This is a genomic window from Streptomyces sp. NPDC001914 (genome assembly GCF_042891215.1).
Lineage (GTDB): Bacteria > Actinomycetota > Actinomycetes > Streptomycetales > Streptomycetaceae > Streptomyces.
Genome location: NZ_JBIASW010000019.1, coordinates 67,421 through 86,361, shown reverse-complemented (window position 1 = coordinate 86,361; position 18,941 = coordinate 67,421). Strand labels below are relative to the sequence as shown.

17 protein-coding genes and 1 riboswitch are annotated in these 18,941 nt (G+C 69.2%); of the genes, 4 read left to right on the top strand and 13 right to left on the bottom strand.

Going from position 1 to position 18,941, the window contains the following annotated elements:
- Positions 1-88: 88 nt before the first annotated feature.
- The 8 genes from ACFYYF_RS35890 to ACFYYF_RS35855 all read right to left on the bottom strand — a co-directional run bounded on the left by ACFYYF_RS35890 (position 89) and on the right by ACFYYF_RS35855 (position 9,485).
- Positions 89-1,384, bottom strand: coding sequence for an ABC transporter ATP-binding protein (locus ACFYYF_RS35890; protein WP_388782396.1), 1,296 nt, complete (start codon positions 1,382-1,384; stop codon positions 89-91).
- The gene (locus ACFYYF_RS35885) at positions 1,381-2,478 is read right to left on the bottom strand and encodes an ABC transporter ATP-binding protein (RefSeq protein WP_388782393.1); all 1,098 of its coding nucleotides are present in this window, start codon (positions 2,476-2,478) and stop codon (positions 1,381-1,383) included. Before ACFYYF_RS35885 ends, ACFYYF_RS35890 begins: the two co-directional genes overlap by 4 nt.
- Positions 2,475-3,482 (bottom strand): ABC transporter permease, encoded by a 1,008-nt coding sequence (locus ACFYYF_RS35880; protein ID WP_361693508.1) that lies wholly within the window; start codon positions 3,480-3,482, stop codon positions 2,475-2,477. The genes ACFYYF_RS35885 and ACFYYF_RS35880 overlap by 4 nt, the downstream gene beginning before the upstream one ends.
- Positions 3,483-3,548: 66 nt before the next feature.
- On the bottom strand, positions 3,549-5,321 hold the full coding sequence (locus ACFYYF_RS35875) for an ABC transporter substrate-binding protein (RefSeq protein ID WP_388782390.1): 1,773 nt from the start codon (positions 5,319-5,321) through the stop codon (positions 3,549-3,551).
- 38 nt (positions 5,322-5,359) lie between these two features.
- Positions 5,360-6,358, bottom strand: a complete 999-nt coding sequence (locus tag ACFYYF_RS35870) for an ABC transporter permease (RefSeq protein ID WP_361693504.1) — start codon at positions 6,356-6,358, stop codon at positions 5,360-5,362.
- A gap of 476 nt (positions 6,359-6,834) precedes the next feature.
- Positions 6,835-7,635: an enhanced serine sensitivity protein SseB C-terminal domain-containing protein gene (locus ACFYYF_RS35865; protein ID WP_361693502.1), complete on the bottom strand. Its 801-nt coding sequence runs from the start codon at positions 7,633-7,635 to the stop codon at positions 6,835-6,837.
- A 227-nt stretch (positions 7,636-7,862) separates the two neighbouring features.
- Positions 7,863-8,639 carry an enhanced serine sensitivity protein SseB gene (locus ACFYYF_RS35860; RefSeq protein WP_388782386.1) on the bottom strand — a complete coding sequence of 259 codons (777 nt, stop codon included), beginning with the start codon at positions 8,637-8,639 and terminating at the stop codon, positions 7,863-7,865.
- Positions 8,640-8,816: 177 nt separating this feature from the next.
- The gene (locus ACFYYF_RS35855) at positions 8,817-9,485 is read right to left on the bottom strand and encodes an AAA family ATPase (RefSeq protein WP_388782383.1); all 669 of its coding nucleotides are present in this window, start codon (positions 9,483-9,485) and stop codon (positions 8,817-8,819) included.
- Positions 9,486-9,660: 175 nt separating this feature from the next.
- A riboswitch (glycine riboswitch) is annotated at positions 9,661-9,757 on the top strand.
- A gap of 145 nt (positions 9,758-9,902) precedes the next feature.
- On the opposite strand from ACFYYF_RS35855, the gene gcvT reads away from it, so the two are divergent.
- The 4 genes from gcvT to ACFYYF_RS35835 all read left to right on the top strand — a co-directional run bounded on the left by gcvT (position 9,903) and on the right by ACFYYF_RS35835 (position 14,374).
- Positions 9,903-11,021, top strand: coding sequence for a glycine cleavage system aminomethyltransferase GcvT (gcvT, locus tag ACFYYF_RS35850; RefSeq protein WP_388782379.1), 1,119 nt, complete (start codon positions 9,903-9,905; stop codon positions 11,019-11,021).
- A 170-nt stretch (positions 11,022-11,191) separates the two neighbouring features.
- Entirely contained in the window at positions 11,192-11,569 is a 378-nt protein-coding gene (gcvH, locus tag ACFYYF_RS35845) for a glycine cleavage system protein GcvH (protein ID WP_339131724.1), read from the top strand.
- A gap of 14 nt (positions 11,570-11,583) precedes the next feature.
- Positions 11,584-12,843, top strand: coding sequence for a serine hydroxymethyltransferase (glyA, locus tag ACFYYF_RS35840; protein WP_361693494.1), 1,260 nt, complete (start codon positions 11,584-11,586; stop codon positions 12,841-12,843).
- Between the two features lie 163 nt (positions 12,844-13,006).
- Positions 13,007-14,374 (top strand): L-serine ammonia-lyase, encoded by a 1,368-nt coding sequence (locus ACFYYF_RS35835; RefSeq protein ID WP_388782375.1) that lies wholly within the window; start codon positions 13,007-13,009, stop codon positions 14,372-14,374.
- A 34-nt stretch (positions 14,375-14,408) separates the two neighbouring features.
- Here ACFYYF_RS35835 and ACFYYF_RS35830 read toward each other — a convergent pair whose 3' ends face one another.
- The 5 genes from ACFYYF_RS35830 to ACFYYF_RS35810 form a co-directional block, all read right to left on the bottom strand.
- The gene (locus ACFYYF_RS35830) at positions 14,409-14,609 is read right to left on the bottom strand and encodes an acyl-CoA carboxylase epsilon subunit (RefSeq protein ID WP_388782372.1); all 201 of its coding nucleotides are present in this window, start codon (positions 14,607-14,609) and stop codon (positions 14,409-14,411) included.
- Positions 14,610-14,629: 20 nt separating this feature from the next.
- Positions 14,630-16,171 carry an acyl-CoA carboxylase subunit beta gene (locus ACFYYF_RS35825; protein ID WP_388782369.1) on the bottom strand — a complete coding sequence of 514 codons (1,542 nt, stop codon included), beginning with the start codon at positions 16,169-16,171 and terminating at the stop codon, positions 14,630-14,632.
- A gap of 171 nt (positions 16,172-16,342) precedes the next feature.
- Entirely contained in the window at positions 16,343-16,897 is a 555-nt protein-coding gene (locus ACFYYF_RS35820) for an NAD(P)H-dependent oxidoreductase (RefSeq protein WP_365491765.1), read from the bottom strand.
- A 519-nt stretch (positions 16,898-17,416) separates the two neighbouring features.
- Positions 17,417-17,746: a hypothetical protein gene (locus tag ACFYYF_RS35815; protein ID WP_388782365.1), complete on the bottom strand. Its 330-nt coding sequence runs from the start codon at positions 17,744-17,746 to the stop codon at positions 17,417-17,419.
- Positions 17,747-17,868: 122 nt separating this feature from the next.
- Entirely contained in the window at positions 17,869-18,732 is an 864-nt protein-coding gene (locus ACFYYF_RS35810) for an oxidoreductase (RefSeq protein ID WP_388782362.1), read from the bottom strand.
- Positions 18,733-18,941 lie beyond the last annotated feature (209 nt).

Here is an 18,941-nt window from a genome sequence, read left to right as displayed (position 1 = left end):
TGTGCCGATCGTTTCCGATCAGACGGACACGCAGGACTCTGCACTCTCCCGTTCGAGCATGTTCATGACTTTGCCAAGTCGTCACGGCCTACTTGCCGGTTGACTCCTGACGATCGGCTTCCGCGACCGCGGAGTCCTCCGTGGCGGCGGCCTCGTCACCGGCAGCGGTGTCCGACGCCTTGCCGGCCTCGTCACCTTCGGCGGCGAGTTCGGCGGGAGCCTTGCCCGACACCTCGGCGGACTCCACACCGGAGACCAGCTCGACCGCTTCGCGGGCGGCCGAGAGCAGGACGACGTCCTGCGGAGCCTGGTCCGCGGCGTTCTCCGGGTGGTGGCAGGCGACGCGCTGACCGGGCTTCAGCTCGATGAGCGGCGGCTCGGTCGTCTTGCAGACCTGCGTGGCCTTCCAGCACCGGGTGTGGAACCGGCAGCCGCTCGGCGGCGCGATCGGCGAGGGAACGTCGCCGCGCAGCAGGATCCGCTCGCTCTTGGCGCCCCGGCGCTTGGGGTCCGGCACCGGCACGGCCGACATGAGGGCCTTGGTGTACGGGTGCATCGGAGCCTGGTACAGCGAGGCGCGGTCGGCGAGCTCGACGATCTTGCCGAGGTACATCACCGCGATGCGGTCCGAGACATGGCGCACGACGGAGAGGTCGTGAGCGATGATCACGTACGTCAGACCGAGCTCGGACTGCAGGTCGTCCATCAGGTTCACGACCTGCGCCTGGATCGACACGTCGAGCGCCGAGACCGGCTCGTCCGCCACGACCAGCTTCGGCTTCAGGGCGAGCGCGCGGGCGATGCCGATGCGCTGGCGCTGGCCGCCGGAGAACTCGTGCGGGTAGCGGTTGTAGTGCTCGGGGCTCAGACCCACCAGCTCCAGGAGCCGCTGGACCTCCTTCTTCACACCGCCCTCGGGCTCCACGTTCTGGAGCCGGAACGGCGCCGAGACGATCGAGCCGATGGTGTGACGGGGGTTCAGCGACCCGTACGGGTCCTGGAAGATCATCTGGATGTCACGGCGCAGCGGACGCATCTTCGAGGTGCTGAGACGGGTGATGTCCCGGCCCTCGAACTCGATGGTGCCGCCGGTCGGGTCCTGGAGGCGGGTGATGACCCGGCCCATGGTCGACTTGCCGCAGCCGGACTCGCCGACGACGCCGAGCGTCTCGCCCTTGCGGACCTCGAAGTCGATGCCGTCGACGGCCTTGACCGCACCGACCTGACGCTGGAGAACGCCCTTCCGGATGGGGAAGTGCTTCTGCAGCCCCTGGACCCGGAGGAGGACCTCACTGCTGTCCGAGGACTTCGCGCGGTGCGCGGGAGCCGCGGCCTGCTGCGGGATCACCGCGCCGGCGCCGTCCGTCTTGTTGTTCTCACTCACAGCTTCGGCGCAATCTCTTCGGTCCAGATCCGCGTGCGGTCCTCCTGCGAGAGGTGGCAGGCGGTGTAGTGGCCGCTGCCGACGAGCTGCAGTTCGGGGCGCACAGTGCGGGTGACATTGCCCTTGGGCAGGTCCGCGTACGGGCAGCGCGGGTGGAAGGCGCAGCCCGAGGGGACGTTGATGAGGCTCGGCGGCTGGCCCTTGACGGGGATGAGCCGCTCGGACGTCTCACGGTCGATACGGGGCATCGAGCCGAGCAGACCCCAGGTGTAGGGGTGCTGCGGCTGCTCGAAGACCCGCTCGGCGGTGCCGCGCTCGACACACCGGCCGCCGTACATCACGAGGACGTCGTCGGCGATCTCGGCCACCACACCCAGGTCGTGGGTGATGAGGACGACCGCGGAGCCGAACTCCTTCTGCAGATCGCGGATGAGGTCGAGGATCTGCGCCTGGACGGTGACGTCCAGGGCGGTCGTCGGCTCGTCCGCGATGAGCAGCTCGGGGTTGTTGACGAGCGCCATCGCGATCATCGCGCGCTGACGCATACCGCCCGAGAACTCGTGCGGGTAGCTGTCGACGCGCTTGCCCGGCTCGGGGATGCCCACGCGGTCGAGCATCTCGATCGCCCGCGCGCGGGCGACCTTCTTGCTGACCTTGTGGTGGGTGCGGTACGCCTCCACGATCTGGTTGCCGATCGTGTAGTACGGGTGCATCGCGGACAGCGGGTCCTGGAAGATCATCGCCATCTCGCGGCCGCGGAGCTTGCGCACCTCGTCCGGGTGGGCGTTGACCAGTTCCTTGCCGTCGAGCCAGATCTCGCCCGACATCTGGACGTTCTTGCCGCGCGCGCCGAGACGGTGCAGACCCATGATCGCCAGCGAGGTGACGGACTTGCCGGAACCCGACTCGCCCACGACGCAGAGGGTCTTGCCCTTCTCCACCGCGAAGCTGAGCCCGTCGACGGACTTGACCAGACCGTCGTCGGTCGGGAAGTGCACCTTGAGGTCGCGCACTTCGAGGAACGCCTTGGGAGCGTCCGAGGGCGAGGAGACGGGCTCGCCGACAGCGGCGCCGGTCTTGGAAAGTTCGGTCACGAGAGCCTCACCCGCGGGTCGGCGGCGGCGTAGAGCAGGTCCACCAGAAGATTTGCCACGACGACGAAGAACGCGGCGAGAAGAGTCACGCCGAGGATCTTCGGCAGGTCGTTGTCGGTGATGCCCTGCACCGCGTACTGGCCGATGCCGTGCAGGGAGAACACGGACTCGGTGATCACGGCACCGCCGAGCAGCAGACCGAGGTCCATGCCGAAGACGGTGATGATCGGGGTGAGCGCGGCGCGCAGTCCGTGCCGGACCACGACCTTGCCCTCACGCAGACCCTTGGCGCGGGCCGTGCGGATGAAGTCCTCGTTCATCGTCTCCAGCATGCCCGAGCGGGTGAGCCGCGCGTAGATGGCGGAGTACAGGAGAGCGAGAGAACACCACGCGGGGAAGAGGGTGTTGGCCCACTGGGCGGGGTTCTCGGTGAGCGGGACATAGGTGCGGCCGAAGATCGGCCAGTTGACGGTGAAGAGCAGCAGAGCCAGGTTGCCCGTGAAGAACATGGGCAGCGAGACACCGGCGAGCGCGATGCCCATGAAGGTGCGGTCGAAGATCGAACGCGGCTTCAGGGCGGAGATCACACCCGCCGCGACACCGGACAGCAGCCACAGCACCGCGGCACCCGCGGCGAGCGACAGGGTCACCGGCATGCGCGAGGTGAGGTCCGGCCAGACGGCCTGGTGGGTCTTGAAGGAGTACCCGAAGCACGGTGCGTCACAGTGCGCCGTGGTGGGACCCAGGTCGTAGGTAGCGCCGCTGACGATCCCCTTGATGAAGTGCCAGTACTGGACGTAGACGGGCTGGTCCAGACCGAGGTTGTGCTTGACCGCGATGATGTCGGCCTTCGTCGGGCTCTTCCCGATGTACTGCTGCGCGAGCTGGTCGGCGGTCTGGCCGGCCAGTCTTGGCAGCAGGAAGAAGATGGCGAAGGTGACCGCGGAGACGACCAGGAGCAGGATCGCTGCCGCTGCCGTCCGACGGAGGATGTACGAAATCACGGGGATCGGCGCTGGTGCCCGCGGGCTGAGCCCGCGGGCACCAATGCCTTCACCTGCCTTCCGGGGCTACTTCTTCGTGGTGCCGATGTTGAGGTAGTCGTACTGACCGCTGAAGGCCGCCGTGGAGACCAGGTTGGTCGCGTACTGCGGGCGGGCCAGCAGAACCTTGAAGTAGGTCAGCGGCACGAGGACGGCGTCGTCCATGGTCTTCTTGTCGATCTCGGTGTACAGGGCGTTGCGCGCGGCGTCGTCCTGCGTACCGATCGCCTTCTCCAGGAGGGAGTTGACGTCCTTGTTGTCGTACTGCGACAGGTTGGTGTTACCGGACGCGCCGATCGCGGAACCGTTCAGGATCTGCTGCAGGAAGCCGTAGCCGGAGGGCCAGTCGGCACCCCACTGCATCATGATCAGACCGATGTTGTTCTTCTCGGTGAACTTCGGGACACCCGCGTAGTCGGTGAAGTACTTGCCCGACGGGTACTGCTTCAGGCTGGCGTTGATGCCGACCTTCTTCAGCGAGGCGATGATCGCCGTGGCGGCGTCGATCTCCTGCGGGCGGTCGCTGCGCGCGGAGATGTTGGTGTTGATGGTCTCCTTGCCGCAGGCCTTGAGCTGCTCCTTGGCCTTGGCGGCGTCACCCTTGTTGCCGGCCGACGCGTAGACGTCCGACTTGGCGTAGCCCGGGATGTCCGGCGGGAGAACCGTGGAGGCGATGTCGCCGCGGATCGGGCCGCCCTCGGCCGTCTGGACCGAGACCTTGTCGATCGCGAACTGCACGGCCTTGCGGCACGCGACGTTGTCGAACGGCTTCACCTTGGTGTTGATCGCCATGTAGACCAGACGGCCACCGTAGGTGTTGTCCGTGTTGGCCTTCTTGGCGGCGGAGGTGAGCACGTCGGCCTGGGTCGCGGCCTGGACACCGCCACCACCGAGGTCGATCGCGTCGCCCGCGAGGACGTCCTTGTCGATCGTCTCGGCGTTGACCTTCAGGTTGACGACGATCTTGTCCGGGTACTGCTTGCGCAGCGGGTCGGTCGCCGCGTCCCAGTTCTCGTTGCGCACGAGGACGGCCTGCTTGCCGTCGGCGTAGCTCTGGAACTTGTACGAGCCCGAGGACACGATGTTCTTGACGTAGTCGACGCCGTTGTCCTTGGCCTGCGGGACCGGAGCGGTCTGCGGCGAGGCGACCAGGTAGTCGAACTCCTGGAAGGCCGTCTTCAGGTGGAAGACAACCGTGGTGTCGTCCGGGGTCTCGATGGACGAGAGGCCCTTGGCGCTCTTGTCCTTGTAGGGACCCTTGTACTTGTCGCCGCCCACGAGGAACTGCTGGAAGTAGTTCGGACCGAGGGAGAGCACGTCACGCGCGAAGTTGGAGCGCTCGACCGCGTACTTGACGTCCTTGGACGTGATCGCGGTGCCGTCCTGGTACTTCAGGCCCGAACGCAGCTTGTACGTCCAGGTCTTGCCGCCGTCGCTCGGGACACCCTTGGAGGCCGCGAGGTCGGGGACAAGGGTGTTGCCCTTCTCGCCGGCGCCGGGCTGGAACGTCATCAGCGGGCGCGCGTACAGGCGGCTCAGGTTGTACATGTACGCGTAGTACGTGTTGCCCGGGTCGAAGGAGTCCGGCACGTCCGAGTACTCGTACGTGACCGTGCCCCCCTTCTTGGTGGAGGCGTTGACGACGTCCTTGGTCGCTGCGTTGGCCCCAGCTGACTTCGTGTTGTCGGTGTTCTTGTTGTCATCGGCCTTGCTGCAGCCTGCAACGAGCAGACTCGCGGAGCCGATGGCCGCAATGGCGGCCAGCGTTGACCTACGCATGATGGGCGGGTTCCCCTCCATTGTCGGAAACTTGGTGATCTCTCGGTGTCCGTCAGGCATCAGCGGCTGCGCGGGTCGAGAGCGTCGCGGAGACCGTCGCCCAGAAGGTTGAAGGCGAGGACGGTCACGAAGATGGCGAGGCCGGGCACGATCATGAACTGCGGGTCGACCTCGTAGTAGGTCACCGCTTCACGCAGCATGCCGCCCCAGGAAGCCTGCGGGGGCTGGATGCCGACCCCGAGGAAGCTCAGGGACGCCTCGAAGAGGATGTTGGTCGGGATGAGCAGCGTCGAGTAGACGATGATCGGGCCGACCAGGTTGGGCAGCAGCTCCCGGAACAGGATGTACGGGCCCTTGGCGCCCATGCCCCGGGAGGCGTCCACGAATTCGCGCTCGCGCAGGGCGAGGGTCTGACCGCGCACGATCCGGCCCAGGTAGGGCCAGTTGAAGAAGCCGATCACGAAGATCAGGACGCTCAGGTGGAGCGGGAGCCCTTCGAGGCCGAACGCGCCGCCCTGCAGGGTGGCGGAGATGGCGATCGCGAAGAGCAGGAGGGGGAAGGCGAGGAAGGTGTCCATCAGTCGGCTGATGATCGAGTCGACCCGCCCGCCGTAGAAGCCCGCGACGACGCCGAGGATCGCGCCGATCACGTTCGACAGGATCGTGGCGCCGAAGGCGACGACCAGCGAGACCCAGGAGCCCTCCAGGAGGCGGGTGGCGAGGTCGCGGCCGAACTTCGGGTCCACACCGAGCGGGTGGTCCGCGGACATGCCGCCCATCCCGCCCTTGGGCAGCGAGGTGTTGGCGTCGATCAGGTCCTGGTTGAAGGCGTTCGGGTCCAGACCCAGCATCGACTGGATGGGCCGGGCGAGGATGGCCATCAGGATGAGCAGCACGACGATGACACCGCCGGCGACCGCCACCTTGTCGCGCTTGAAGCGCGTCCAGGCGATCTGTCCCAGGGAACGGCCCTCGATCCGCCCCTTGCCGGCTCCGGCGAGCGCGGCCTCTGGCTGCGCTTCCGTTGCCGCCGCGGTGGTCTCGATCGGTGCGGTCACAGTGACCCGACCCCTCTCGCCGGTGGTGACCGGCCTACGACTGCCGCTGTCTGCGGCTTGGTTCACTTGCTCGCCGGGAAGTTGACCGCAGATGGTGCGGTCCGGTGACCCGGCTGATGATTCGGCTTGCACTCGCTCACAGGATCGACGACCCCGTGTCTGATGGGCGAGTCTTCAGTGCCGCCACGATCAGTTGCCAGGCCTCATGGAGAAAGTATGCGTAACCGTGATGCTTGTTGGGGGATTCCGTTATCCGAACAGTGGGTAACGGGAGCCGGACGACTGCCAATTGAGCGCGAAGGCCCCAAAGAGGTCTTTTTGATCAGAAGTCCCGCCAAAACGGGACATCAGGCACATCCGTCCGCTACCCCGCAGGTCAGCAGCATGCAACGCACGTCTCGTGAAGGCCGTGTGCAGAATCATGATGCCAGTCGTTCTCGCACGCGCATGCGACAGGTCCGCGATTCGGGACGCTCTCAGTAGCCGCCGCGGGCCGGTGGATAGCCGTAACCGCCCGCGGTCGGCGCCTGTGCCGGGGCCCCGTGTGCCTCACGGTCGTAGAACGGGCGTGCGTTGGCGCGCAGCCACATCGCCACCGGGTCGAACTCGTCGGACATGGCGACGGTGGAGACGGGCAGCCCGTCCGGGACCGCGCCGATGGACTGCTGCATCATCGCCCGCACCGAGTCGACGGCGGGCGGCGAGGTGTCGTACACGTCGAGGCCGATGGCCAGATACGGTGCCCCGACCGTGGGTTGGACCCAGGCGCGGCGCAACGACCGTACGGACGGCGTCCGATGGGCGTTCTGCGTGAGCAGGGCGTAGAACTGCGGGATCTCGATGGCCGGTTCGGACAGCCGCAGCGGGCCCGCGGGCTGCCGCTCCAGGCCCGTGGCGATCCGGCGCAGATCCAGCCACGGGATGCCGAGACCGCCGTTCGGGGCGTGCGGATTGAGCCAGAGGCCGAAGTGGTCCGGGTACAGGGTGCGGGCGACGTCCAGCCCGTCCACGACCTCGTAACTGCGGTTCCAGCCACTGGCCGAGAGCTCCTGGGCGGAGGTGACGCACGGGGCGTAACCGAAGCCGTCCACGTGCATGTTCCCGTACTGGGCGTCCGGCGAGCCGGCCTGGCCGTGCCACAGCAGCATCCACACCTGGCCGGACGACGGGGTCGCGAGCGCGCGAAGGAGCGCCTCGTAGGCGTCGTAACGCCCGGGAGTCACCTGGCGCAGCATGTGCTCGACCTGCCCGGCCGCGGCCGTGCCCGACGCGCTCACCTTCAACCGCCCCTTCGCGAACAATTCACGACGAACTCATCCCTTACGCCCGAGGTACCGGTTACCGACATGCGTCAACACCCCGACCGGGCCATGAAACCAGCTTATGCGGCGATCGTGCTCCGCCGGGGGAAGCAGTCGAGAGCCGGGAACCGCCGCGCGGGGCGGCCGGGCCCCCCGCGCGGCGGGTGTGCGGCCTCTCGGGGCACCTCCGCCGCCCGCGCCGTTCAGTGACCGTGCTGGTAGAAGGGCCGCACCTTCGCCCGCATCCAGTCGCCGACCGGGTCCTGCGCCACGTCGAGAAGAACGAGGTTCACCGCGATGTTCACCGGAACCCGGCCGAGCGCGCGGCCCAGGGCGTCCAGGGGCAGTGCGCGGGCGTCGCCCTCCCACGCCGAGAGTTCGACGCCGATGAACATGACAGGCGCGTCGCCCTCGATGCTGGCCAGACACCGGCGGGCGCTCAGGACGACACCCGTCGCGGCGAACTCCGCCGAGGCCGCGGCGAGGAAGTCCATCGGGTCGTCCTGCCAGTCGGGCTCGAAGAGCCGCACACGGCCCCCGCTGGCCGCCCCGTCCAGCTCGCTCCGCCCGGCTCTGCACAGCTCCGCGACGGCGATCGGCGGCAGCGGTACGCCGACCACGCCGTCCGGGTTCACCGCGATGCCGACCTGCGGGGGAAGTCCGCGGGCGAACTCCACGGCGGGCGCGATCGTGTACGACATGTGGCTGCCGACGACCTGGCGGAACTGCTCCTCGGAGCTGAAGACGGGGACGTAGACCTGACCGCCGATGTCCATCGTGGGCAGGTCGAGCGCGCCGCTCCGCGGGCCGCCGCCGTTGGGCAGCGGCACCCACACGAAGCTGCGGCCGAGCACCTCGACGATGCGGGCGGCCGCCGAGGGCCCCGCGGGCACGCCGAGGGAGGAGGACAACACCTCCTCCAGCTCGTTGCCGGGCCAACCGCCGTGCGGATGGGGGTGCGCCTGTGCCGGAAAGTCCATCTGTCTACCGTCCGCTTCGAACCGTTGTTCCGGCTGGAAAGGTTAGTGGGCGGCCACCGCGGGTCAGTGGCCGAATCCGATCCTGCCCGGCACGCTCCCGGTCAGTCGCCGAAGCCGGTACCGCGCGCCGCACTTGCGGACAAGGGCCGAAGTCGGTCGCGCGCGGCACTTCCCCGGTCAGCGGGCGAAGTCGATCCTGCGCAGTACGTCCGCCGCGTCGCGGTCGATCAGCACCGCGGAGCCGCAGCCCTCGGGCAGGTCTCCCCGCTCGGCGGAGCGCAGCAGCCGGGCGACCCCGCCGCGGTGGCGGGCGAAGGCGTAGCGCGAGACGCCCCGGCCGCGCTCGCGCTGGCCGTCCAGCGCGGTGTCGGGCGTGACGTCGAGCAGCAGCAGGTGCAGCGCGCCGCCGCGGCGCCGGGCCTCGCGGGCGAGCCAGCGGCGCACCCAGGCCTGGGTGCCGCAGTCGTGCACGACGAGTCCGCCGCCCTCGCGCAGGGCGCGGCGCAGGCCGGCGTAGTGCGCGAGGCGGACGAGGGGGCGGTAGAGCGCGTAGGGCAGCAGCCCGGACATCCGGCCGTCCCAGCGGTCCCGGGTGTCCTGCGAGTCGACCCGCGCGCCCCGCACGGCCCGCCGCATCAGCGTCGACTTGCCGCTGCCGGGCAGTCCGCTGACCACGACCACGTCGTGCGCACCGAAGCGGAGGCCGTGCGGACTGTGCCCGACCCGCTCGCGGAGGTCCCGCACGACGGCCGCGGGGCGGGGCCCGCGGGCCTCCCGGGCCGGTGCGCCGGTCTGCTCGGGCAGCGCGAGACCCGAGGTCGTCGCGTACGCCCTGGTCCTGTTCACCGTGACCGTCCTCCCCTTCGATGTGGAGTCCCATCCCCGTCGAGTGTAAAGAGAAGGTAATGGCAGGCGCTTCCCCATTTCGTACGCGGACTGCCACAGAGCGGTCACAGATGGCGGGCTGCCGTGATCCGACAGCGCGTGCGATGATGGCCGCGCCAACTGCATACCGGCCGCTTGAATCCGCGCGGGAGAGTCCTGGGTACGTGTACCCGGGCGCCGAAGGAGCAAGTCCCTCCCTTGAATCTCTCAGGCACCGTTACCGCGCGGGCGAGGCACATCTGAAAAGCGGGCCGCCCCGGCGGCTCCACCCAAGGTGCAAGTCAGGACCACCGTTTCGTGGGGTCTTGATGAACCTCTCAGGTTCCGATGACAGATGGGGAGGAACGACCTCGCCGTCATGCCCTGGGAGCCAGACCGATGAGCAGCAACGCACCCCGTCACACCGCGCTCGATGCCCTGCATCGTTCGCTCGGCGCGACCATGACCGACTTCGCGGGCTGGGACATGCCCCTGCGCTACGGCTCGGAGCGCGACGAGCACGTCGCCGTCCGCACGAAGGCCGGTCTCTTCGACCTCTCCCACATGGGCGAGATCACCGTCACCGGACCGCAGGCGGCGGAGCTCCTGAACCACGCGCTGGTCGGCAACATCGCCACCGTCGGCACCGGCCGCGCCCGCTACACCATGATCTGCCAGGAGGACGGCGGCATCCTGGACGACCTGATCGTCTACCGCCTGGCCGACCACGAGTACATGGTCGTCGCCAACGCCTCCAACGCCCAGGTGGTGCTGGACGCCCTGACCGTGCGCGCCGCCGGTTTCGACGCCGTGGTGCGCGACGACCGTGACGCCTACGCGCTGATCGCCGTGCAGGGACCGGAGTCCCCCGGCATCCTCAAGGCGGTCACCGACGCCGACCTCGACGGCCTGAAGTACTACGCGGGCCTGCCGGGCACCGTGGCCGGCGTTCCGGCCCTGATCGCGCGCACCGGCTACACCGGCGAGGACGGCTTCGAGCTGTTCGTCGCCCCCGCCGACGCCGAGAAGGTGTGGCAGGCGCTCACCGACGCGGGCACCCCGGTCGGGCTCGTCCCCTGCGGTCTGTCCTGCCGCGACACGCTGCGTCTGGAGGCCGGCATGCCGCTGTACGGGCACGAGCTGACCACCTCGCTGACCCCTTTCGACGCCGGTCTCGGCCGGGTCGTGAAGTTCGAGAAGGACGGCGACTTCGTGGGGCGCGCGGCGCTCGAGGAGGCCGCCTCCCGTGCCGAGCAGAACCCGCCGCGGGTCCTCGTCGGCCTGATCGCCGAGGGACGCCGTGTGCCGCGCGCCGGGTTCTCGGTCGTCGCCGGCGGCGAGGTGATCGGCGAGGTCACCTCCGGTGCCCCCTCCCCCACGCTCGGCAGGCCGATCGCCATGGCGTACGTCGACGCCGCGCACGCCGCGCCGGGCACGGCCGGTGTGGGCGTGGACATCCGGGGCAGCCACGAACCGTACGAGGTCGTGGCGCTGCCGTTCTACAAGCGCCGGAAGTGACACTGGTCCGTAAGGGCCGGACATGACACGGGCGCCTTCCGGGCGCCGCCACCGGCGGACGCCCCCGGGCGCCGGCACCGACAGGCGCCGGACGTGACCCTGGGCACATCCGCCCGGTCACCCACGCCTCCCTCCATCAGCACTCCACCGCGTACAGGAGAATTCAGGTCATGAGCAACCCCCAGCAGCTGCGTTACAGCAAGGAGCACGAGTGGCTGTCCGTCGCCGAGGACGGCGTCGCGACGGTCGGCATCACCGAGTTCGCGGCCAGCGCGCTCGGCGATGTCGTCTACGCCCAGCTCCCGGAGGTCGGTGACACGGTGACCGCGGGCGAGTCCTGCGGCGAACTGGAGTCGACCAAGTCGGTCAGCGACCTGTACTCCCCGGTGAACGGCGAGGTCGTCGAGGCCAACCAGGACGTCGTGGACGACCCGGCCCTGGTCAACTCCGCCCCCTTCGAGGGCGGCTGGCTGTTCAAGGTGCGCGTCGCGGACGAGCCCGAGGACCTGATGTCCGCCGACGAGTACACCGCCTTCACCGCCGGCTGAGGAGAGTCACCCGCATGTCGCTCATGAACACCCCCCTGCACGAGCTCGACCCGGACGTGGCCGCCGCCGTCGACGCCGAGCTGCACCGCCAGCAGTCGACGCTGGAGATGATCGCCTCGGAGAACTTCGCTCCGGTCGCGGTCATGGAGGCCCAGGGCTCGGTCCTGACCAACAAGTACGCCGAGGGCTACCCGGGCCGCCGCTACTACGGCGGCTGCGAGCACGTCGACGTGGCCGAGCAGATCGCCATCGACCGGGTCAAGGACCTGTTCGGCGCCGAGTACGCGAACGTGCAGCCCCACTCGGGTGCCTCCGCCAACCAGGCCGCGCTGTTCGCGCTGGCCCAGCCCGGCGACACCATCCTCGGCCTGGACCTGGCCCACGGCGGCCACCTGACCCACGGGATGCGGCTGAACTTCTCCGGCAAGCAGTTCGACGTGGTCGCGTACCACGTGGACGAGCGCGGCCTGGTCGACATGGCCGAGGTCGAGCGGCTCGCCAAGGAGCACCGCCCGAAGGTGATCATCGCGGGCTGGTCGGCGTACCCGCGTCAGCTCGACTTCGCCGAGTTCCGCCGGATCGCGGACGAGGCCGGCGCCCTGCTGTGGGTCGACATGGCCCACTTCGCGGGCCTGGTCGCTGCGGGTCTGCACCCGAACCCGGTCCCGTTCGCGGACGTGGTCACCTCCACCACGCACAAGACGCTCGGCGGCCCGCGCGGCGGCATCATCCTCGCGAAGAAGGAGTTCGCGAAGAAGCTGAACTCCTCGGTCTTCCCGGGCTTCCAGGGCGGCCCCCTGGAGCACGTGATCGCCGCCAAGGCCGTCTCCTTCAAGGTCGCCGCCTCGGAGGACTTCAAGGAGCGCCAGCAGCGCACGCTGGACGGCGCGCGCATCCTGGCCGAGCGTCTGGTCCAGGGCGACGTGAAGGCCGTCGGCGTGGACGTCCTGTCCGGGGGCACCGACGTGCACCTGGTCCTGGTCGACCTGCGCAACTCCGAGCTGGACGGGCAGCAGGCCGAGGACCGTCTCCACGAGGTCGGCATCACGGTCAACCGCAACGCCATCCCGAACGACCCGCGCCCGCCGATGGTCACCTCGGGCCTGCGCATCGGTACGCCCGCCCTCGCCACCCGCGGCTTCACCGCCGAGGACTTCGCCGAGGTCGCGGACATCATCGCCGAGACGCTGAAGCCGTCCTACGACGCGGACTCGCTGAAGGCCCGGGTGTCCGCTCTGGCCGACAAGCACCCCTTGTACCCCGGCCTGAAGTAGTTCCGCAGGGTTTCTGTCCTGCGTTTTCACCCCGTACGGTTGTTTTCGTACGGACATCCGGGGCACCGCGCACACTGGAAGCAGAGCGCGGTGCCCCGTTCCATGCAGTCCCGCACCACCTCGGCCGGACAACGGCGTCCGGCGAAACCAGCAAGGAGTTCCCGTGGCCATCTCGGTCTTCGACCTGTTCTCGATCGGCATCGGCCCGTCCAGCTCGCACACGGTGGGTCCGATGCGCGCCGCGCGCATGTTCGCCCGGCGGCTGCGCAACGAGGACCTGCTGGCGTCGGTCGCCTCGATACGCGCCGAGCTGTACGGCTCCCTGGGAGCGACCGGGCACGGCCACGGCACCCCCAAGGCGGTGCTGCTCGGTCTGGAGGGCTCCTCGCCCCGGACGGTGGACGTGGAGAACGCCGACGAGCGGGTCGAGCAGATCAAGGCCGCGGGCCGGATCCGGCTGCTCGGCGAGCACGAGATCGGCTTCTCCTTCGACGACGACCTGATCCTGCACCGCCGCAAGGCGCTGCCGTACCACGCCAACGGCATGACGATCTTCGCGTACGACGCCTCGGGCGGGCTCGTCCTGGAGAAGACGTACTACTCGGTGGGCGGCGGCTTCGTCGTCGACGAGGACGCGGTGGGCGAGGACCGCATCAAGCTCGACGACACGATCCTGAAGTACCCGTTCCGCACAGGTGACGAGCTGCTGCGGCTCACGAAGGAGACCGGTCTGTCGATCTCCGCCCTGATGCTGGAGAACGAGCGGGCCTGGCGCACCGAGGAGGAGATCCGCGAGGGACTGCTCGGGATCTGGCGTGTGATGCAGGCGTGCGTCTCGCGCGGCATGACCCGCGAGGGCATCCTGCCGGGCGGCCTCAGGGTCCGCCGCCGTGCCGCCCTCTCGGCCCGCCAGCTGCGCGCCGAGGGCGACCCGCTGGCCCACGCGATGGAGTGGATCACCCTCTACGCGATGGCGGTCAACGAGGAGAACGCGGCGGGCGGCCGGGTGGTCACCGCCCCCACCAACGGCGCGGCGGGCATCATCCCGGCGGTGCTGCACTACTACATCAACTTCGTGCCGGGCGCCGACGAGGACGGGGTCGTACGGTTCCTGCTCGCCGCCGGGGCCATCGGCATGCTGTTCAAGGAGAACGCCTCCATCTCGGGCGCCGAGGTCGGCTGCCAGGGCGAGGTCGGCTCGGCCTGCTCCATGGCGGCGGGCGCGCTCGCCGAGGTGCTGGGCGGCAGCCCCGAGCAGGTCGAGAACGCCGCCGAGATCGGCATGGAGCACAACCTCGGCCTGACCTGCGACCCGGTCGGCGGTCTGGTCCAGATCCCCTGCATCGAGCGCAACGGCATGGCCGCGGTGAAGGCCGTCACGGCGGCCCGGATGGCGATGCGCGGCGACGGCTCGCACCTGGTGTCCCTCGACAAGGTCATCAAGACCATGAAGGAGACCGGCGCCGACATGAGCGTCAAGTACAAGGAGACCGCGCGCGGCGGGCTCGCGGTGAACATCATCGAGTGCTAGGGAAAAGGGGCCCTGACCGGCGCGTGCGTGTCTGTCAGCGCCAGGAGACGGGACTGCGGTAGCCGGCCACGCGCTCGAGGCGTCGCCAGCGGGCCTGCGGGCGGCGGTCGCCGTGGGCGAACCGCGGAGTGGCGGCGCGCTGGGCAGCGGTGCGGGCCGCCAGAACCGCGATCACCGCGGCGAGTTCCTCGGGCGTGGGATCGCCGTTGATGACGCGGAGGTCCCCCTGGTCCATCTGCTGCCCCTTCGGTGCGCTCACTGAGGTGGGTTGCCGTGCTTGCGGGCGGGCAGGTCCGCGTGCTTGGTGCGGAGCATCCGCAGGGAGCGGATGAGGACCTCGCGGGTGGCGGCGGGGTCTATGACGTCGTCGACCAGTCCGCGCTCGGCGGCGTAGTAGGGGTGCATCAGCTCGTCCTTGTACCGCTGCACCATCTCCACGCGCTTGGCCTCCGGGTCGTCCGCGGCGGCGATCTCACGGCGGAAGATGACGTTGGCGGCACCCTCGGCGCCCATCACCGCGATCTCGTTGCCCGGCCAGGCGAACGCGAGGTCGGCGCCGACCGAGAGCGAGTCCATGACGATGTACGCGCCGCCGTACGCCTTGCGCAGCACCACCGAGATCCGCGGCACGGTGGCGTTGCAGTACGCGTACAGCAGCTTGGCGCCGTGGCGGATGATCCCGCCGTGCTCCTGGTCCACGCCCGGCAGGAAGCCGGGCACGTCCAGCAGCGTGACCAGCGGGATGTTGAAGGCGTCGCACAGTTGCACGAACCGCGCGGCCTTCTCCGAGGCGTGGATGTCCAGCACACCGGCCAGCGACTGCGGCTGGTTGGCGACGATGCCGACGACCTGCCCGTCGAGGCGGGCCAGCGCGCAGACGACGTTGGTGGCCCAGCGCTCGTGGATCTCCATGAACTGGCCCTCGTCGGCCAGCTCCTCGATCACCTTGCGCATGTCGTAGGGGCGGTTGCCGTCCGCCGGGACCAGGTCCAGCAGCGCCTCGCAGCGGCGGTCGGCCGGGTCCTCGGTCGTCTCGGCCGGCGGGGTCTCGCGGTTGTTCTGCGGCAGCATCGACAGCAGGAACCGGACCTCCTCCAGGCAGGTCCGCTCGTCGTCGCAGGCGAAGTGCGCCACGCCGGAGACCTCGGCGTGCACGTCGGCGCCGCCCAGACCGTTCTGGGTGATCTCCTCGCCGGTCACCGCCTTGACCACGTCCGGGCCGGTGATGAACATCTGCGAGGTCTCACGGACCATGAACACGAAGTCCGTCAGCGCCGGACTGTAGGCCGCACCGCCCGCACACGGACCCAGCATCACCGAGATCTGCGGGATGACACCCGAGGCCCTGGTGTTGCGCTGGAAGATGCCGCCGTAACCGGCCAGCGCCGAGACGCCCTCCTGGATACGGGCGCCGGCGCCGTCGTTCAGGGAGACCAGCGGCGCACCGGCCGCGATGGCCATGTCCATGATCTTGTGGATCTTCGTGGCGTGGGCCTCACCCAGCGCACCGCCGAAGATCCGGAAGTCGTGCGCGTACACGAACACCGTACGGCCCTCGACCGTGCCCCAGCCGGTGATCACACCGTCCGTGTACGGCTTCTTGGCCTCCAGGCCGAACCCGGTCGCCCGGTGCCGGCGCAACTGCTCGACCTCCTGGAACGAACCCGCGTCCAGCAGCAGCCCGATACGCTCCCGGGCGGTCAGCTTGCCCTTCGCGTGCTGCGCCTCGGTCGCCGCCGCACTCGGCCCCGCCAACACCTGCTCACGTATCGCGAGCAGCCCGGCCACGGCGGACATCCCGTTCTCCCCTCGGAGCTTCCTTCGCTGAACCCTCTTCGAGTCCGGCGAAGGAAGCGGCGGTGACATGTACGAACACGCGGCCCGGGGCCGAAGCCCTGGGCAGACAGCGCGATTACTCGCGAAAACTCCAGGAATTCACGAATAATCGCGGTTCCCGAATGGCCGAGGTCAGCCGACCGGCGTCTCATTGGTCGACAGGAGCCGGCGGTATTCCTTGGCGTTCAGGACGAGGTCCTCGTCCAGCGGGTCGAAGATCATGCCGTAGACGGAGTGGAAACCCTGATAGTCGAGCTGGCAGAACTCCAGCGTCTGAGCGACCGGGGCGAGGTACTCCTCGAGGGTCCGCCGGGCGAGGCCGTCCGCGGCGTAGGTCTCCAGGGTGCTGCCGACCGTGACGGCCAGCCAGGCCTTCTTGCCCTGCAGCGCGGAGGCGGAACCGTCGAAGGTGAAGGCGAAGCCGTGCACCAGCACCGCGTCGAACCAGGCCTTGAGCAGCGGGGTCACGCTGTACCAGTAGACCGGGAACTGGAGGACGACGGTGTCGTGCTCGCGCAGCAGCTCCTGCTCGCGCGCGGCATCGATCTTGAAATCGGGATAGGTCTCGTAGAGGTCGTGGACGGTGACGTTGTCCAGGTCCTTGATCCCGGCGAGCCAGGCGGCGTTGCCACGGGATTCCGCGAGGTTCGGGTGGGCGACAATGACGAGGGTGCGATTCGTGGTCACTGAATTTTCCATTTCTCGTGTAGGACGCGAACCCGTGTGCGTCATCACTGTCAATGTCGGCGAGCGGGTCGGCAGTGTCCGCGGTCATGCGTTCTTCTCGAGCGCTTCGAAAGGGCGATCGTTTCGGAACGAGCGGCTGTGTCCCTTTAAGTAAAGGCAGTCGGTGATCCGAGCGGTATTTATCACGCAAGATTGACGGACTCGTTCCACCGGAGACCGTCCAGGTGGTGGATATTCACGCGCAACCTCGACGGAACGGGGCTTCGGGGTACCGACAGGCAGGCGGCGCACTCGCGCCGGGGGTACGGGGCGTCGGCGGTCACCACGGTCCCGAACGCGTGACAGGCACGGCCTTCCGCTCGGATCAGGGGACGTGGAGAAGTCCCTGATCCGGGAGACCGTGCCTGTCACGCTTCCCTGGCCGGCGGAACGGCGCATGCCGCGCGGGCCGGGGATCGAGCATGGACCGACCTCACGCGTGCCGGTCGTTCGCCGCTCGGGGAAGTGGCCCGATGGGCCTCATGGGGTGAGGAGTTCGCAGTCCTTGATGACCAGCACCGTCCCGTCCTCGCTGAAGACCCGGCACTCTCCCTTGACGGTGACGGTGACGCCCAGGGGGACGCTTCGCACGAGCCGGAACGACTCCTTGATCCGGTGGTCGAACGGCAGCACGAAGGTGGCGATGTGGGGGCCACCGTCGACGTCCGACACCTCCACCACCGGCGTACCGTACTGGCTCTCGCCCGTTCGGACGGAGATTCCCTCAAGGGTGAGGTATTTCCCGTAGTAGGCACGCTCGGCGGCGGCGCGGTCCGCGGTGAACTCGTCGTGGAGGTCTCGAATTTTCATGGCTTGCCGCCTTCTGTCGTCTGCTGTGTCGGTCCAGGTGCAGGGGTGGGCGCGGCCGGTCCGGCCGCCGGCGCAGGCGCGGAGCCGGGCGTCGGGGTCCTCGACCGGGGCGGCCCACGGGGTCACTGCCCGATGGTGTCGAGTTCGGCGATCGCTTCGTCGGGAAGTTGGAGGTCGGCCGCGGCGATGTTCTCCCGCAGGTGAGCGACGCTGGAGGTTCCGGGGATCAGCACCGTCGACGGCGAGCGCCGCAGCAGCCAGGCGAGCGCCACCTGCTGCTCGGAGGCGCCGACGCGGCGTGCGACGTCGCGCAGGATCCGCGACCGCAGTGGGTGGAATCCGCCGCCGAGAGGGAAGAACGCGGCGTAGGCGATGCCCTCCTCGGCGCAGCGGTCGACGAGGTCGTCGTCGGCGCGGTCGGCCAGGTTGTACTGGTTCTGCACGGTGACCACGGGGGCGATGGCCTGGGCCTCGGTGAGCTGGGCGTCCGTGATCCCGCTCAGGCCGAGGTGACGGATCAGGCCCTGCTCACGCAGGTCGGCCAAGGCGCCGAACGGCTCGGCGACGGAGGACCCGTCACCACCGAACGCGGCCGTGCGCAGGTTGACCACGTCCAGGGTCTCCAGGCCGAGGTGCCGGAGATTCTCGTGGACCTGGGCCTTGAGGTCGGCGGGGTCCAAGGAGGTGATCCAGCCCCCGCCGGCGCTGCGGCGGACGCCGACCTTGGTGACGATGTGCAGACCGGCCGGATAGGGGTGCAGGGCCTCCTTGATCAGTTCGTTGACGACGGTCGGCCCGTAGAAGTCGCTGGTGTCGATGTGGGTGACGCCGAGCTCGACCGCCGCGCGCAGCACGGCGATCGCCCGAGTGCGGTCCTCGGGCGGACCGAAGACACCGGGACCGGTCAGCTGCATCGCGCCGTATCCCATCCGGGTGATGCTCAGGTCGTCGGCCAGGGTTAACTTCTGGAGGGCGGGGTTGCTCATCGGGGGCCTCTCGGATCGTTCGCGGCATCGTTGCGGACCGCTCGGAGCGTCCATCGGGCACGTTTCCACATGTGCGGCGAAGACAGGGACGCGGGGGGGGGGGGGGGGGGGGGGGGGGGGGGGGGGGGGGCGCCGGGCCGGCGGGCGGGGGGGGGCGCCCCCCCCCCCCCCCCCCCCCCCGCCACAGACAGAACGCGGCGCCCCGCCGC